We start from the raw sequence: 15,886 nt of genomic DNA, 5'->3' as shown, positions 1-15,886 counted from the left end.
CTTCATAATATGGGTTGAGGATATTAACACACTATTTAGGAGGAATGATTGATTTGGCTAAAGTTACATTCCATCAAGACCCTGTTACACTTCTTGGTAACGAGATTAAAGTTGGCGATAATGCCCCGGACTTTACAGTATTATCAAATGATTTGCAAGAGGTTTCTTTAGATAAGTATGAAGGTAAAGTGAAGTTGATTAGTGTAGTACCATCTATTGATACAGGTGTGTGTGCAGAACAAACAAGACGTTTTAACGAAGAAGCGGATAAAATTGCAGGTGCTCATGTATTAACAATTAGCATGGATTTACCTTTTGCTCAAAAGCGCTGGTGTGCAGCAAACGGAATTAAAAATCTTGACACATTATCAGATCACCGTGATGCAGATTTTGGTGAAAAATATGGTGTTTTGATTCAAGAGTTACGTTTATTATCACGATCTATTTTCGTGGTTGATTCTAATAACAAGGTTACATATGTGGAATACGTTAACGAGGTAACCGATCATCCAGATTATGATAAAGCTCTAGAAGCGGCAAAGGCTGCTATTTAAAAATTATGTAAGTCCCTCTTGCTAATTTATCGGTAAGAGGGCTTTTTTTGTACATAAATAGTGAACATTTGGTACAATAGATAAGCTTGAAAAGGTAGGAACGGAGGCGATATTTATATATGGAAAATTCTAATGTTGAAAAACTATACAAATGGTTAGATCAAACAACTGAATCAATTCAACAGCATGATAACGAACCATATTTAGATAGTTTAGCAACTGCACTTGAATGTCTTTTTTATCATGATGTTTCAGAAGACATTGACGATATATTATCACAAAAAATACAGAACGCTTTAAAGGAAGTTGAACTCTCTTTATATCAGACAGTTGACATACGTAAGGCGATTCAGTTAGCAATCCTAAAAGGGATGAAAGATTCCACTCAGCAACAACATCTTATGACTCCTGAAACGGTTGCATTGTTAGTTAGTTATCTAGCTGAAAAACTCACCAAAGGCAAGGAAAAGGTTCGAATATTTGACCCTGCAAGCGGGACTGCGAATTTATTAACTTCTGTTGTCAATCACTTAAAACAGCCGACGGAGGCTTTTGGTAGTGAAATTGATCCAACACTTATTCGACTTTCGTTATTAAATGCAAATTTACAAAAAGTAAATGTGGATTTTTTCCATCAAGACAGTTTACGACCATTTTTAATGGATCCGGTTGACTTACTCGTTGCTGATTTACCAGTGGGTTATTATCCTGATGATATTCGGGCTAATGAATATGAACTAAAAGCAGATAGTGGGCATTCCTATTCACACCATTTGTTTATTGAGCAAAGTTTGAAATATACTGAGGACGGTGGCTACTTAATTTTTGTAATACCGGAATTTTTATTTGATAGTGACCAATCGGACAAACTTCATGAATTTCTACAGGAAAATGCACATATAATAGGTGTTCTGCGTTTGCCCGAAAGTGCTTTTAAATCAAAAAAGAATATCAAAAGTATTCTTGTTCTTCAGAAGAAAGGGGAACAAACTGCTACACCTAAGCAACCATTGCTCGTAAATCTTCCTTCGTTTAAAAACGCAAAAGCAATGGATGATATACTAAATCAAATGAATGAATGGTTTAGAGAATATTTTGATTGAGGGGATGATTGTGTTGCGTAATATATTGGCAATAAATGCCGGAAGTTCCTCCTTAAAATATCAATTGATTCAAATGCCAGAAGAAAAAGTATTGGCAAAGGGATTATTCGAACGGATTGGATTGGAAAAATCCATTTTTACGATAACGATTAACGGTGAGAAGGATAGTGTTGTTACGGAAATCCCTAACCATGAAACTGCCGTTAAATGGTTGTTAAAACGATTAAGAACTTCTGGTGTCATACAATCACTTGAAGAAATAAGTGCAATTGGTCACCGAATTGTCCATGGTGGAGAACGTTTTACGGACTCTGTAAGAATTTCAGATGAAGTTATACGTGAAATTGAAGAGGTATCGGAACTTGCACCACTTCATAATCCAGCTAATTTAACCGGCGTAATGGCATTCAAAGAAGTTTTGCCTAATGTACCTATGGTGGCTGTTTTTGATACTGCGTTTCATCAAACAATGCCTGAGAAGTCTTATTTGTATAGTTTACCGTACGAATACTACGAGGAATATGGAATTCGGAAATATGGGTTTCATGGCACATCACATAAGTATGTATCACAACGAGCAGCGGAACTACTAGATATTCCTCTTGGTCAATTACGTTTGATTTCTTGTCATTTAGGTAACGGAGCTAGTATTGCGGCAATTGAATATGGTAAATCAATTGATACGTCTATGGGTTTTACCCCACTTGCAGGGGTTACCATGGGTACTCGTTCCGGTAATATTGACCCTGCTCTAATCCCTTATATTATGGACAAGACTGGTAAATCTGCAGACGAAGTAATAAATGTCTTAAATAAAAAAAGTGGAATGCTAGCATTGTCAGGATTCTCAAGTGATTTACGTGATATTGAACAACAAGCTTCTGAAAATGAACGTGCAGAGTTAGCTTTAGATGTTTTTGCAGCACGTATTCACAAATATATTGGATCCTATGCTGCAAGGATGTCTGGTGTAGATGCGATTATTTTCACAGCGGGTGTTGGAGAAAATAGTGCTACGATTAGAGAAAAAGTGTTGACAGGGTTAGAGTTTATGGGAGTATATTGGGACCCTACCCTGAATCAAATTCGAGGGAAGGAAACATTTGTTAATTACCCACATTCACCTGTTAAAGTATTTGTTATTCCTACTAATGAAGAGGTCATGATCGCACGAGACACGGTAAGATTGACATCATGATTTATGAGAGGTTTTGATATGTAATATTCGTATCAAAACCTTTTTAATAATTGAAAGGTGGATGATTATGTCTGTTGAACAACATAAACGTAATTTGAAAACGTTAAGATGTATGGTTATAACCGTTAGTGATACAAGAACAGAAATAACAGATAAAAGTGGAAAGTTAATGATCGAGCTTTTAGAAAAATCGGGTCATTATGTTGAAATAAAGAAAATTATTCCTGATGAGCAAACCTCCATACAAAATATGATTGATGCTGGGTGTGACAATTCCGATATTGATGTCATTTTAATAAATGGAGGTACTGGAATTGCGTACCGGGATGTTACTATTGAAACGGTTAAAAATGTATTGGATAAAGAATTACCAGGGTTTGGCGAATTATTCCGGATGCTAAGCTACCAGGAGGATATTGGCTCTGCTGCGATATTATCAAGAGCAATAGCTGGTGTAAGTAACCATACAGCAATATTTTCAACTCCAGGATCAAGTGGAGCTGTGAAACTAGCGATGGAAAAATTAATACTTCCTGAACTTTCACATATTGTGCATGAAATTAAAAAAGATATATGTAAATAACGCCTTCTAATTTCGGAGGCGTTATTTATAGTTTTATCGAACAACGAGGACATCACAACTGGCATAACGGGTTATACTTTCTGATACGCTTCCGATTAAAAATCGCTCAACTGCACCCATTCCAGTAGCACCACAAATAATAAGATCTGCTTTATGTTTTTTGGCGATGTCTTTTGCAATCTTTACTTTTGGAGAGCCGTATTCTACAGCTTTTTTAATATTAATGACACCTGCAGCTTTCGCCTTTAATGAATATCCATCTAATAAGTCGGTTGCATAGTCTTCTGCTCGTTCTGCCAATGTACGATCATATGCTTCTGCAGTTGCAAATGTTCTTGAGTCAACGACATGGGCGAGAATTAATTTTGCTTCATTTCGTTTTGCAATATCTAACGATTTTTCAAATGCAATTTCTGATGCTTTTGATCCATCAACTGCAACAACAATATTTTTGTACTCAAAATCCATTTTACATCTCCCCCTTTTCTTTATAATACTATTTATATACCCTTTTTGCAGGTAGTGATAACAATAAATTACTTAAAATGGCAGAAGTAATGTGAATAATATGTGTGCATACTAAATGTGGAGGTGATATTTTTGGCTAAAAATGATAAACTTTTTGAAGATAAGCAAGGTATCGCGTCTGTACAAAACCAGCTGATTGAAAGTTATCAGAGTGGTGTTATTGAGGACAAAGAGAGTTTGTCCAATAACAGGAGTATTCACACGTATAATAATCAGAAAAACTAGTGGTTAATAATCCATCCTAATAGGGTGGATTATTTTCAGTTAGTCAAGTTGCTTCTTAATCCTAGTATATTATGGTATAATTCCATTCATGATTAACTGGTTCGCTTTTTTGTACAAAGACAAAAAGGAGGAGCAAAAATGGGGCATGCACTTATTACTGCAGGTACATCTGGATTAGGAAGAATGGTTACAGAAGCATTTGTTAAAGCAGGACATTATGTAACAACAACCTATCGAAGCAATTATGAAAAAGCAAAAGAAGTTATGGACGATTTAGCAGATTATCGTGAATTAATACATATTGTAAAAACAGACGTAACAGACAAGAAAGACATTGAAAATTTGGTGAGTGAAGCTGTAGAACATCATGGTGGAATCGACTTTCTTATTAATAATGCGGGGCCATTTGTTTTTGAAAGGAAAAAATTATTAGATTATACTGAAGATGAATGGCATGAAATGATGCGCGGAAACTTGGATGCTGCTTTTTATTTATTAAAGCTGACAATTCCATATATGAGAGAACAAAGGTTTGGAAGAATAATCAATTACGGATTTCAAGGTGCAAATAGTGCTTCAGGATGGTTATATCGTTCTGCATTTGCTACAGCAAAAAGTGGTCTAGTTTCATTGACAAAAACTGTTGCTTTTGAAGAAGCAGAATACCAAATTACATCAAATATGGTTTGCCCAGGTAATATTGTCGGAGAAATGAAGGAGTCAAGTATATCAGATAGTCGAAAATTTCATGATGAAGCTACTCCTATTGGACGATCAGGTACTGGAGAGGATATTGCCAGGACTATCATGTTTTTATGTGACAACGATTCTGATATGATTACAGGATCTATTTTTGAAATTACTGGTGGACTTGATGTAATTCATCGCTATCGTTAACGTTTTTTCGTCTAGCTGCTGAACCTCATTTAACAACGCCTTAATAGATAAAAAAGTTGTGGGAAGTGCTTATGGAAACTGCGGAATCTTTGTTGAGAAATAAAAATGGTACACCTTTTGAGTAGGCGTACCATTTTTTCTATTCAATAATTGTTAGCTCTTTAGGTGATTTTGTCAGTTGTTCAGGTCCTTTAGCTGTCATATAAATCATATCTTCAATTCGAACCCCTCCTGTGTTTGGAACATAAATTCCTGGTTCGATTGTGTAGCACATACCTTCTTGTAAGGCTAGCTCGTTCTTGCTATGCATGGAAGGATATTCGTGTGTTTCAATTCCTAATCCATGTCCAATTCGATGGGTAAAGTATTCACCGTAACCAGCTTGTTCGATATGATTCCGTGCTACCATATCAATTTTTCCTACAGGTGTACCTACTCGCGATGCTTCAATTGCTTTCTTCTCAGCATCAAGGACAGTGTTGTAAATTTGTCTCTGTTCATCAGTAATTGATTTATAAGCAACTGTTCTCGTGATGTCAGAACAATAACCCTCATATATGACACCGAGATCAAACAACATCAAGTCGCCTTTTTCAATTTTTTTCATCCCAGGATTTCCATGTGGTGACGCTGTTTTTGTACCAGATAATGCCATTGTGGAGAAAGACATACCCTGGATTCCTTGTTTTTTTAATTCGTATTCAATTTTTGCAATTATCTCTAACTCGCTGACTCCTTCTTGAATCGCTTTTATGCCTGTTTCAACTCCAAAATCGGCAAGACTTGCTGCTTGTTTTAGTAATGTGTATTCCTTTTTACTTTTTATTACGCGTAAATTAGCTAGCATATCTTGTGCATTATGAATGGTTGCCTGTGGTAAAATATGCTTAACATGATTGAAGCGTTCCAATGTAATATGATCGTGTTCGATTCCTAATGTTTGTGGAATCTTTCCAGCTTTTTTCAAAAATTTATCGAACAGCTCCCAAGGGTTTTCGTGATCACTGTAGCCAAGGATTTCAAATTCCCACCCAGCTTTTCTGGCGTCTTCAGATTCCATTGCTGGGAGAATCAATAATGGATCATTGAATTTACTTATGTATAAAGCAATTACCCTTTCGTGAGGATCTGTATAATAATTACTTAAATAATAAAAATTGGCTGTTGAAGTGACGAGCATACCATCTAAGTTACTGTCATTCATCTTTTCTAGTAGTGTTTCAAGTCGACTTGTCATTTTATCACCTCATAATCATAGAATAACCTCAGTATATCAAAAAAATATTTGGATTCCTAAAATCTAGTGTGTATAAAATTTCTTAATTTATTTTGAAACCTTTTGATAATATAATCGTATTACAAGATGTAAGTACCATTTAAGATGTAAAGAGGTGACGCAGTGGGACTGTTTGGAAATCTTTTTTCAAAGAAGCGGGATGATAAACCAGCACCAAAAGAGCGGACTGTTTTGTCAATTGAAATAGGTGACATTTTAACGTATGACCTAAGGGATTATGAAGTTGTTGGGAAAATTACTTATCGTGATGGCGGTTATGAATGGTACAGCTATCAATTATTAGAAGGACATGATACGATTTGGTTAGCTGCTGAAATGGATGATGAATTGGAACTAGGAATTTACAAAAAAATTCAACTTCCAGTAGATAATCCTTATCCGAAGGAAGTGACCTATGAAGGTAAAAAATATTTTCTCGAGGAACGAGGAACTGCTCGTGTAGTTGGAGAAGGCAGGAGTGCGAATCTACGTGGCGTGGAAACACGTTACGCAGATTATAGTGACGCAGAGGAAGAACACTTCTTAAGCTTTGAATCCTGGGGAACAGAAATTGAAGCAAGCTATGGTTATCCAATCGAAGCTTATGAAATAAAAATATTAGCTGGATCATAATTAGAGGAGGAAAAATAATGTTTAAATTTTTTAAACGCGTAACAACTGTGGTTGGTTCTGAATTAAATGCAATGTTAGATAAGGCAGAAGATCCTGTAAAAATGCTCGATCAATTTATGCGTGATATGGCGGAGGATATTCGTGAAGTAGAATCAGCTGTAGCAAAACAAATTGCAAATGAGAAAATGCTAAAACGAAAAGCTGATGATGCGCAAGCGATGGTTGACAAGAGACAAAAACAGGCTGAACAAGCAATTGAAGCAGGGAATGAAGATTTAGCGCGTCGTGCACTTCAAGATAAAAATGATCATGAAAGTCAAGCTAATGTATTAAAAGAATCATGGGAACGTGCTAAAGCTGATTCAGAGTTAGTCCGTAATAAGCTAGAAGAAATGAAAAAAGAATATCAAGAAATGAAATTGAAAAAAGATTCCTTGAAAGCACGTGCGGAATCTGCTAAAACAAGAACTAAAATGAATAGAACAATGTCCTCTATCGGCAGTGACAGTTCCAAACAAGGATTTGAGCGCATGGAAGAGAAAGTTATGCGTTTCGAAGCAGAAGCAGAAACTAGTGAAGATTTATCTCGTGCAAGCCGTACACTAGACGATGAATTCGAAGATTTAGAGAAAAACGATGTTGATGATGAATTGGCAGCATTAAAGAAAAAGATGGGTAAAGAATAAAAGCTTATCATATTAATAAAAGGGGCAGTACCCTATGGGTTGGCTGTCCCTCACTCATTCTAGAAAGAGAGGGGGTATTTGTTTGTTAAAAAAATGGAGTGTTTACATAGGCTTTGTATTAATTATGTTATTGATGACTGCTTGTTCATCCCCCTTTGATGACCGCGGTATGCAAGAGGATGTAACAATAACATCAGAGGATGTTCCAAAAGAACCAAGTAAAGAAGAACTTATTTCTAAAATAAAAGGCAACACTAGCAACGAAATAGATGACATTATTGAAGCAAATTTTACCTTGATGGATGTTGTGTCTGGTGAAGGGAACCAAAGTGCAGAGATTTATGCAACAAAAGTATTTGAATTATCAGAGTTAGCAACTGTACTGTCATCTAAAATGAAACCCGATAAGGTTAGTGAAGTTAAAGACAATCAACAAATCTTAGTTTATCCAGAACATTTTGTTACATTAAAGGTAAATGATGAAGATAATGATGTGTTATTAATTGAAGTTGCAGAGGACGAATTTGTACGACGCAATTATTCACCAAGCTTTTTACAAACGTATTTTGCATATAGGTTGTTAGATGACTTCCTTGATGTGGATGATTGGGGAAAGAAAAGAGCTAAAAAGTGTAAGTCAGGAAATTGTTACGGTGGATATACCGGTAGTGGTTATGGAACACATAAACGTGGTGATACTTCATTTAGAGGTGGCGGACCAGGTGCAGGAAAATAATAGGAGTGTGATAAAATGGGACCATTTTTAGCGACATTTGTTTATTTTGTTATATCTGTATTAATTGTTTTAATTGGTTTAGTAATTTTTGAGAATATGACAAGAAAATATAAAGATATGGAAGAAGTCAAAAAGGGTAATCAAGCTGTTGCGTTATCTATTGCGGGTAAAATAATCGGAATATGTATTGTTTTAGCATTTGCTATCTACAATAGCACGGCGATTTACGAAACGATCATCTGGGGTGCTTACGGTGTCGTACTTCAATTGATTGCTTATGTATTGTTTGATTTATTTACACGTTCATTCTCTGTTGAAGAGCAATTATTGAAAAATAACATTGCTGTTGGAACGATATCAATAGGAGTATCAATTGGTTTAGCATTTGTTATTGGTGCATCAATTACGTAACAGGAAACATAGTAGAGACTGAAAACAAATTATAGAAATGTAATGGAGCGGTCGGCAAATTTTGCTTGACCGCCTCGTTATTTTGAGAATGATGGAGTGGTAGAATTGGACGAGCTAGCCGTAAGAAAAAGTAAGTTGATTTATTGGGCATCTGGGATCGTTTCCATTTGTGGCATCATTTTTGAAGTGTTATTTGGGGCGTTAGGATCTTACATCTTAGGTGATGGTGTAAAGCAATACACGTTAACAATATCGTTGTTTTTAACAGGTATGGGAATTGGTGCTAGTATAAGCGAAAAAGTAATGAAAAATTTAATTATTACATTCATTTGGATTGAATTTGGTGTTGCAGTTATTGGTGGATTTTCTAGTTTTACAATGTTTGGTATTACTGCATTCGCACCAGAAGGAACGGATGCCTTTTATTTATATTTTATAACATTCTTGGTTGGGGCATTAACGGGTGTTGAATTACCGATTCTTATACGAAAAGCAAATGAAATCGGAGTAACGTTAAACCAAAGTACAGCTAGGGTTCTTTTCTCAGATTATGCGGGTGGACTAGTTGGTGGGCTATTATTTGTCTTTTTATTACGTCCACAATTTGGAATGGTAAAAACCGCATTTTTAGTTGGTTGTATTAATCTTGTAGTTGCTTTAACAGTGTTATGGCTGTTTCGAAAAGAGATAAAACGATTCAGAATACATGCTGTGTTTGGAGTGTTTATTGGAATTTTATTGGTAATTGGCTTGTTTTTTGGTGAGGAAATGGCGTTCTCGTTTGAACAGAAACTTTATAAAGATCCAATTACTTATATGGAACAAAGCAAGTATCAAAAAATTATTTTAACTCAAGATCAAGGGGATACAAGATTATTTTTAGATGGATCGTTACAACTTAGTTCAACAGACGAGTACAGATATCATGAAGTACTTGTTCATCCGACCATGGCTTTTGCATCTTCACATGACAATGTTTTGATTTTAGGCGGTGGAGATGGAGTAGCTGCTAAAGAAATCTTGAAATATGATGATGTCGGGCAGATAACACTTGTTGACCTTGATCCTGCAGTAGTTAAGTTGGCAAAAACCAACCGACAATTACTTCAATTAAATAAAGGATCATTAAAAAATGATAAAGTTAATGTAATTCATAAAGATGCTTTTAAATATCTGGAGAATACTGATGAATGGTTTGATGTTATCATTGTTGATTTACCAGATCCTAACAATGAAAGTTTGAACAAACTATACACAAAAGAATTCTACTCATTAGTTCGAAATCATTTACTACCAGACGGTGCAGCTATGATTCAATCTACAAGTCCTGTATTTGCTACACAAGTGTATTGGACAATTTCGGAAACAATAGAATCTACGGGAATGTACGTGGACAATCTTCATGTTGACGTACCAAGCTTTGGAAATTGGGGCTTTGTAATGGCAAGTAGAAAAGAAATTAATTTGGATACGATTGATATAGATGTTCCAACACGATTTCTATCAACAGATATGCTGCCAAGTCTAACCGATTTTGGCAAAGATGAAGATAATAAAATTATTAAAGAAAATGGAAAATATGTTGATTTAAAGCCAAATACATTAATTGATCCGAACCTTATTCAAATTTATGAAAATGCATGGAAAAACTATTGATCGGGTAAAGGAAATATGGAAACTCTATTGAATATATAGAGTAGAGTTAAACTATATAAAGGAGAGAATAAGATGAAACTATCATATCACGGACACTCGGTTGTCAGAATTGAAACAAACAATCATAAAGTATTAATCGACCCATTTATATCAGGAAATGAAGCATGTGATTTAGATGCAAACACAGTAGAAGCAGATGTTATTTTACTAACCCATGGTCATAATGATCACGTAGGGGATACAGTTGAAATAGCTAAGCGTAATAATGCGTTAGTTGTTGCACCAAATGAACTTGCAGTATACCTTGGATTCAAGGGGTTGAATACGCATCCAATGCATATTGGTGGTGCACATGAATTTGATTTTGGAAAGGTGAAATTTACGCAAGCTTTTCATGGTTCCTCGTATACGGAAGAAGATAATTCAATTGTTTATACTGGAATGCCTGGTGGGATATTGTTCACTGCTGAAGGAAAAACAATTTATCATGTAGGTGATACTGGATTATTTTCTGATTTAAAACTGATCGGTGACATGAATAATATTGATGTTGCATTTGTACCAATTGGTGATAATTTTACTATGGGACCTGAGGATGCATTAATAGCAACCGATTGGATTAATGCAAAAATAGTAGTTCCAGTGCATTACAATACATTTCCTGTAATTAAGCAGGATCCGGATCAGTTTGTTCGAAAGGTTAAAACTGGTGAGGGTAGAGTGATGGCGATTGGCGATGAGTTGTTGTTGTAAAGATGATGGAAGGAACATGGACTAGCCACCATGTTCCTTTTCTTATTTCTTACATGTAAGTTTTTTATTAGTAAAGGAAATTTCTTCATTATTACAAGTAGCATTTCCAAAAATAATAGCAGATGAAGTTGTGATTTCAGCCCCTTTTTTCATAGTGATGTTTTTATAGAAAATGGTTGATCCTCCAATATTTATTGAACTATTTTTTTTCATTTGCAGATCTTCTGTAAAATTAGCAGCGCCGCCAACCCTCATTAAACTATCTTTATTCATTAAAACAATTTGATTAAAGGCTACCGCTCCTGAGATGTCTATTTTAGCCGTTTGTGCCATCCATACTTTTTTTATGAAATGTGCCGATCCACCTACCTTCAATGTAACCCCATCATGTTGTAGAGATATTTTTCCTAATGTTGTCAATGCGCCAGTTACAATAAACGTATCATTTGGACATACACCTTTTCGTAGTTTTACGTCTTCAGAAATTGTAATACTTCCGTTAGTTTTACAGGGGAAATCCTGGTAATCATTGTCATCTGGTAATTCAGTATCATCGTTATTTGTTGACACAGTTAATACATGCGGTTTACTCGTACTAAAAGCTGTATTAAGAGCGAATTGATTACCGGTTTTATTCTTAAACTGTATATTTATTTTAATTGGCTTTGAATTATCTACATTTTGAATACAACCATTGGTAATTTTCAAATGATTATTCCCTTCAGGGTCCCCTCCATTAACAATAGTATAATTACTTATTGAGATATCTTCATTATGTATGCAAAGTTCAGTATTTTCATTATAGTACTGATTCCGTAGCTGACTGATTATTACGTTCACATCTTGACTCATTTCAATAGAATCACTGGTTTTTTGATTGTTTGCCGAAAAATGGACGATCAAGGTAGAAGAAAAGACGATTACAATGGCAAATAGTGTGATTGCTGCCAGCAATTCCACTAAAGTTATTCCTTTTTGACTTTGTAATACTTGAATCTTCATCTTTTACACATCCAATATCATGATATAATAGGTATAAAGTCATATATATGAGGTGTATTCTATTGTATAGTAAAAAGACAAAAAAGAATAGTCATGGATTCACCTTAATAGAAATTATTGCATCCATTGCACTATTAGGATTAATTGCTGCAGTTTTTTTGCCGATTCTTCCCCAAATGATGAATTGGTCAACACACACAGATAATGAATTAGTATCTAGTAACCTATTAAGTAGAGTTGCCAGTGAGGTGAAAACTGTAAATATAACTGAATTTTATGATGCAAAGATAAATAACTGCAGTCAAAATGAGGGTGAAGATAAATTTTTTAAAAAATATACATTAAATAATAGGGAATATAATGCAACATTAAGTTTATGTAAAGAAAATGAAGTGAATTTATATCGCACACATATAAAAATCTATACAACGAATGAAACATTGACCAGTGATTCATTTACATATATTTCTGAGGATACGTTATGAAAAAATTCAAAAATGAAACTGGCGCTGCGTTAGTTTTAACGATGTTGATAATTACAATATTCCTTATATTTGTAACAGTCCAAGTTACCCAAGCTGTTAACAGCACCAAACAAGTAACAACGATGGAAAAGAAAATTGATGCAGAACTGGTAGCCAAAATGGGTGTTGATTATTTTCAGCAGCTTATAGTAAATAATCAAACAGAACTTACATCAATTATAGATAATAATACAGACAACAAAAGATTATTGGAACAAGAGATAAACGGTTTTATTCACCAATTACGTTATGATGCACTAAACAACAAGCCGTTTGAAATAGACCGTAATAATAGAACCTTTGAAATAATAGATATTCATGTTGTTGTAAATAGGGATAACTCTTCAGTTACGGTAACGTTTGAAAGTATTGGGAAAGCTTTTGAAGCCAATAACACTGCAAAAGGTGAGGTAAAAATCAAAATTGAAAGCGGTGCAGGTGAATGAACACACGAAAGCGTTTAGGGGAAATGCTTCAGGATGCCGGTCTTGTTAATGAAGGTCAACTAAATGAAGCATTAAAAAATAAAAAAGAAGATCAAAAGCTTGGGGATGCTTTGCTTGAGCGTGGATTCATAACAGAGAAACAATTAATTGAGGTTCTTGAGTTTCAACTTGGTATACCACATGTTTCACTATACCGTTATCCAATTAACGATCGTGTACTCGGTTATGTTTCAAAGGAAATGGCGCAGGCAAGCTATATAATGCCGTTAAATATACAAGATAATACGTTATTAATAGCGATGAAGGACCCAATGGATTATTACATAATTGATGATCTTGAAATGGCAACAGGTCTTACTATTTCTCCAGTTATTGCAGCGAAAGATGATATTTTATATGCAATTAATAAATTTTACTTTAAAAACGATTCAGAACTCTTGGTAGAGAGCGCCAATGAAGAGGATGAGGCACCGGTTATTCGGATGCTTGATCAGCTTCTATCCACTGGAGTCCAATTAAAGGCTAGTGATATTCACATTGATCCTCAAGAATCAAGTGTCCATGTTCGCTACAGGATTGATGGAAGATTGCAGACGGAAAAGGTAGTCTCTAAACATATGCAAAACGCGTTAATTACCAGGATAAAAATATTGGCAGATATGGATATTACACAAACTAGACTTCCACAGGATGGAAGAATCAAATCTACAGTAGGTGTTACACCAGTAGATTTACGGATATCTTGTCTCCCAATTGTTCACGGTGAAAAAGTTGTTATTCGAATTTTAGATTTAAATAATGCATTGATACAGATAAGTGATCTAAACTTTTCAGAAGAAAACTTTAAAAAATATAAAAAATTAATTTCTCAACCATCGGGTCTTGTATTATTAACAGGTCCTACAGGGGCTGGGAAAACTTCTACATTGTATGCATCCATCAACCAATTAAATCGAGAAGATGTAAACATTATCACAGTTGAGGATCCTGTAGAGTATCAATTAGAAGGTATTAATCAGGTTCAGGTTAATAGTTCGATAGGTCTATCATTTGCCAACGGTTTACGTTCGATTCTACGACAGGATCCAAATGTTATTATGGTCGGAGAAATTCGTGATCAGGAAACTGCTGAGATTGCGATACGGGCTTCTTTGACTGGACATTTAGTGTTTAGCACTTTACATACAAATAGTGCAATTGATTCAATACCACGGTTAATTGATATGGGGATAGAGCCTTACTTAGTTGTATCTGGCTTATCTGGTATCATTGCACAACGTTTAGTACGTAAGGTTTGTCGTGACTGTAGAACAAAAAGAGAGCCATCGCAAATGGAAAAAGAAATATTTAAGAAACATGGTGTTAAGGTTGAAAATGTATATGTTGGAAAGGGATGTAGTAGCTGTCACCAGCAAGGCTATCGTGGAAGATTAGCTATACAAGAGTTACTAGTTATTGATGATACGATAAAAGGTATGCTTCTTAGCAATCAACCCCTAGCTACTATTCGCTCCTATGCAGAAAAACAGGGTATGTCATTTTTGATACAAGATGGGTTAGAAAAGGTTAACGCCGGATTAACGACGCTTGAGGAAATTTTACAAGTATCAATAAGTGTATAGGAGGCTTATCAGTGAAAGAACAATTTGATAAATGGTTAGCGCATGCCTACAAAATGAATGCTTCAGATGTGCATTTAACAATTGGAAAAGCTCCTGTATTTCGGATCAATGGCAATTTAGTTGAACAAGATGAGCAAAAACTTACGCCATCAATTACTAAAAATATTGTTAAGGCGGTAATCTCAGATGACCAATGGGGAATATTATTGGATAAGCGGGAACTAGATTTTTCATATGGGATAAGTGGTATATCAAGATTTCGTATTAATACGTTTTACCAACGTGGGGAACTATCACTTGCTATACGCATTGTTCCGACTAAAATACCATCAATTGAAGATCTGAATTTACCGCAAATCACCAAAAAAATTATTCATCAACAACAGGGTCTAGTGCTTGTAACTGGTCCAACGGGAAGTGGAAAAAGTACGACACTAGCATCTATGATTGACTATATGAATAAAACAATGCAAAAACATATTATTACACTTGAAGATCCGATTGAGTATATTCACAATCATGATCAATCCGTTATTGACCAACGTGAAATTGGATTTGACACAAATAGTTTTGTGAACGGATTAAGAGCTAGCTTACGACAGGATCCTGATGTGATATTAGTTGGAGAAATGCGCGATTTAGAAACAATTTCAACAGCTGTTACTGCCGCTGAAACGGGGCATCTAGTGTTAGGGACCTTGCATACAACTGATGCTGTTTCAACAGTCGAGCGTATGATTGATGTGTTCCCTGCCGAGCAGCAAACACAAATTCGTATTCAACTATCAACTGTTTTAAATGCAGTTATATCCCAACGTTTGGTTATTACGAAAGACAATATGGGACGACGTGTAGCAACTGAAGTTCTGGTAAATACACCAGCAGTAAAAAATTTAATTCGAAATGAAAAATTACATCAAGTGAAAAATGTGTTGCAAACGTCAAGAAATATAGGGATGCATACATTGGAGATGGATCTTAAACGGTTACTTCAAGAAGATAAAATTGCATTTGAAACTGCTTCTCCTTTTTTAGAGGAAGGGGGTTTATAAC

19 protein-coding genes are annotated in these 15,886 nt (G+C 35.1%); 16 read left to right on the top strand and 3 right to left on the bottom strand.

Going from position 1 to position 15,886, the window contains the following annotated elements:
- The first annotated feature begins 53 nt into the window (after positions 1 to 53).
- From tpx to CS937_RS12465, 4 genes are all read left to right on the top strand, one after another.
- Positions 54 to 554: a thiol peroxidase gene (gene tpx / locus CS937_RS12480; protein ID WP_099158778.1), complete on the top strand. Its 501-nt coding sequence runs from the start codon at positions 54 to 56 to the stop codon at positions 552 to 554.
- 119 nt (positions 555 to 673) lie between these two features.
- Positions 674 to 1,657 carry a class I SAM-dependent methyltransferase gene (locus tag CS937_RS12475; protein WP_099158777.1) on the top strand — a complete coding sequence of 328 codons (984 nt, stop codon included), beginning with the start codon at positions 674 to 676 and terminating at the stop codon, positions 1,655 to 1,657.
- Between the two features lie 13 nt (positions 1,658 to 1,670).
- Entirely contained in the window at positions 1,671 to 2,855 is a 1,185-nt protein-coding gene (locus CS937_RS12470) for an acetate kinase (protein WP_099158870.1), read from the top strand.
- Positions 2,856 to 2,922: 67 nt separating this feature from the next.
- A complete protein-coding gene (locus tag CS937_RS12465) occupies positions 2,923 to 3,438 on the top strand; it encodes a MogA/MoaB family molybdenum cofactor biosynthesis protein (RefSeq protein WP_099158776.1) in 516 nt (171 codons plus the stop codon).
- Positions 3,439 to 3,471: 33 nt separating this feature from the next.
- Here the strand turns inward: CS937_RS12465 and CS937_RS12460 are convergent, their stop codons facing one another.
- Entirely contained in the window at positions 3,472 to 3,906 is a 435-nt protein-coding gene (locus tag CS937_RS12460) for a universal stress protein (protein ID WP_099158775.1), read from the bottom strand.
- A 132-nt stretch (positions 3,907 to 4,038) separates the two neighbouring features.
- Here CS937_RS12460 and CS937_RS19505 point away from each other — a divergent pair, with 132 nt between their 5' ends.
- Positions 4,039 to 4,191: a hypothetical protein gene (locus tag CS937_RS19505; RefSeq protein WP_176555829.1), complete on the top strand. Its 153-nt coding sequence runs from the start codon at positions 4,039 to 4,041 to the stop codon at positions 4,189 to 4,191.
- Between the two features lie 138 nt (positions 4,192 to 4,329).
- The gene (locus CS937_RS12455; RefSeq protein WP_099158774.1) at positions 4,330 to 5,088 is read left to right on the top strand and encodes an SDR family oxidoreductase; all 759 of its coding nucleotides are present in this window, start codon (positions 4,330 to 4,332) and stop codon (positions 5,086 to 5,088) included.
- 139 nt (positions 5,089 to 5,227) lie between these two features.
- Here the strand turns inward: CS937_RS12455 and CS937_RS12450 are convergent, their stop codons facing one another.
- Positions 5,228 to 6,325 (bottom strand): M24 family metallopeptidase, encoded by a 1,098-nt coding sequence (locus tag CS937_RS12450; RefSeq protein ID WP_099158773.1) that lies wholly within the window; start codon positions 6,323 to 6,325, stop codon positions 5,228 to 5,230.
- A 162-nt stretch (positions 6,326 to 6,487) separates the two neighbouring features.
- On the opposite strand from CS937_RS12450, the gene CS937_RS12445 reads away from it, so the two are divergent.
- The 6 genes from CS937_RS12445 to CS937_RS12420 all read left to right on the top strand — a co-directional run bounded on the left by CS937_RS12445 (position 6,488) and on the right by CS937_RS12420 (position 11,239).
- On the top strand, positions 6,488 to 6,997 hold the full coding sequence (locus CS937_RS12445) for a DUF4178 domain-containing protein (RefSeq protein ID WP_099158772.1): 510 nt from the start codon (positions 6,488 to 6,490) through the stop codon (positions 6,995 to 6,997).
- 17 nt (positions 6,998 to 7,014) lie between these two features.
- Positions 7,015 to 7,683, top strand: coding sequence for a PspA/IM30 family protein (locus tag CS937_RS12440; protein WP_099158771.1), 669 nt, complete (start codon positions 7,015 to 7,017; stop codon positions 7,681 to 7,683).
- A gap of 82 nt (positions 7,684 to 7,765) precedes the next feature.
- Complete coding sequence (locus CS937_RS12435) at positions 7,766 to 8,419, top strand: DUF4247 domain-containing protein (protein ID WP_099158770.1); 654 nt, start codon at positions 7,766 to 7,768, stop codon at positions 8,417 to 8,419.
- Positions 8,420 to 8,434: 15 nt separating this feature from the next.
- Entirely contained in the window at positions 8,435 to 8,830 is a 396-nt protein-coding gene (locus tag CS937_RS12430; RefSeq protein WP_099158769.1) for a DUF350 domain-containing protein, read from the top strand.
- 105 nt (positions 8,831 to 8,935) lie between these two features.
- Positions 8,936 to 10,486: a polyamine aminopropyltransferase gene (locus CS937_RS12425; protein ID WP_099158768.1), complete on the top strand. Its 1,551-nt coding sequence runs from the start codon at positions 8,936 to 8,938 to the stop codon at positions 10,484 to 10,486.
- A 72-nt stretch (positions 10,487 to 10,558) separates the two neighbouring features.
- A complete protein-coding gene (locus tag CS937_RS12420; RefSeq protein ID WP_099158767.1) occupies positions 10,559 to 11,239 on the top strand; it encodes a metal-dependent hydrolase in 681 nt (226 codons plus the stop codon).
- Between the two features lie 42 nt (positions 11,240 to 11,281).
- Here CS937_RS12420 and CS937_RS12415 read toward each other — a convergent pair whose 3' ends face one another.
- Complete coding sequence (locus tag CS937_RS12415) at positions 11,282 to 12,241, bottom strand: PulJ/GspJ family protein (RefSeq protein ID WP_099158766.1); 960 nt, start codon at positions 12,239 to 12,241, stop codon at positions 11,282 to 11,284.
- 62 nt (positions 12,242 to 12,303) lie between these two features.
- Here CS937_RS12415 and CS937_RS12410 point away from each other — a divergent pair, with 62 nt between their 5' ends.
- From CS937_RS12410 to CS937_RS12395, 4 genes are read left to right on the top strand one after another with little or no spacing between them, the layout of a single operon-like run.
- Positions 12,304 to 12,726 carry a type II secretion system protein gene (locus tag CS937_RS12410; RefSeq protein WP_176555828.1) on the top strand — a complete coding sequence of 141 codons (423 nt, stop codon included), beginning with the start codon at positions 12,304 to 12,306 and terminating at the stop codon, positions 12,724 to 12,726.
- The gene (locus tag CS937_RS12405; RefSeq protein WP_099158764.1) at positions 12,723 to 13,211 is read left to right on the top strand and encodes a hypothetical protein; all 489 of its coding nucleotides are present in this window, start codon (positions 12,723 to 12,725) and stop codon (positions 13,209 to 13,211) included. The genes CS937_RS12410 and CS937_RS12405 overlap by 4 nt, the downstream gene beginning before the upstream one ends.
- Complete coding sequence (locus tag CS937_RS12400; RefSeq protein ID WP_099158763.1) at positions 13,208 to 14,833, top strand: GspE/PulE family protein; 1,626 nt, start codon at positions 13,208 to 13,210, stop codon at positions 14,831 to 14,833. The genes CS937_RS12405 and CS937_RS12400 overlap by 4 nt, the downstream gene beginning before the upstream one ends.
- Before the next feature lie 11 nt (positions 14,834 to 14,844).
- Positions 14,845 to 15,885 (top strand): type IV pilus twitching motility protein PilT, encoded by a 1,041-nt coding sequence (locus tag CS937_RS12395; RefSeq protein WP_099158762.1) that lies wholly within the window; start codon positions 14,845 to 14,847, stop codon positions 15,883 to 15,885.
- Position 15,886: the final 1 nt, after the last annotated feature.

Source organism: Virgibacillus ndiopensis, from assembly GCF_900187325.1.
In the GTDB taxonomy this organism is placed as follows: domain Bacteria; phylum Bacillota; class Bacilli; order Bacillales; family Amphibacillaceae; genus Virgibacillus_E; species Virgibacillus_E ndiopensis.
The sequence above is the reverse complement of the archived record's forward strand: the minus strand, read 5'-3'. Positions and strand labels throughout refer to the sequence as shown.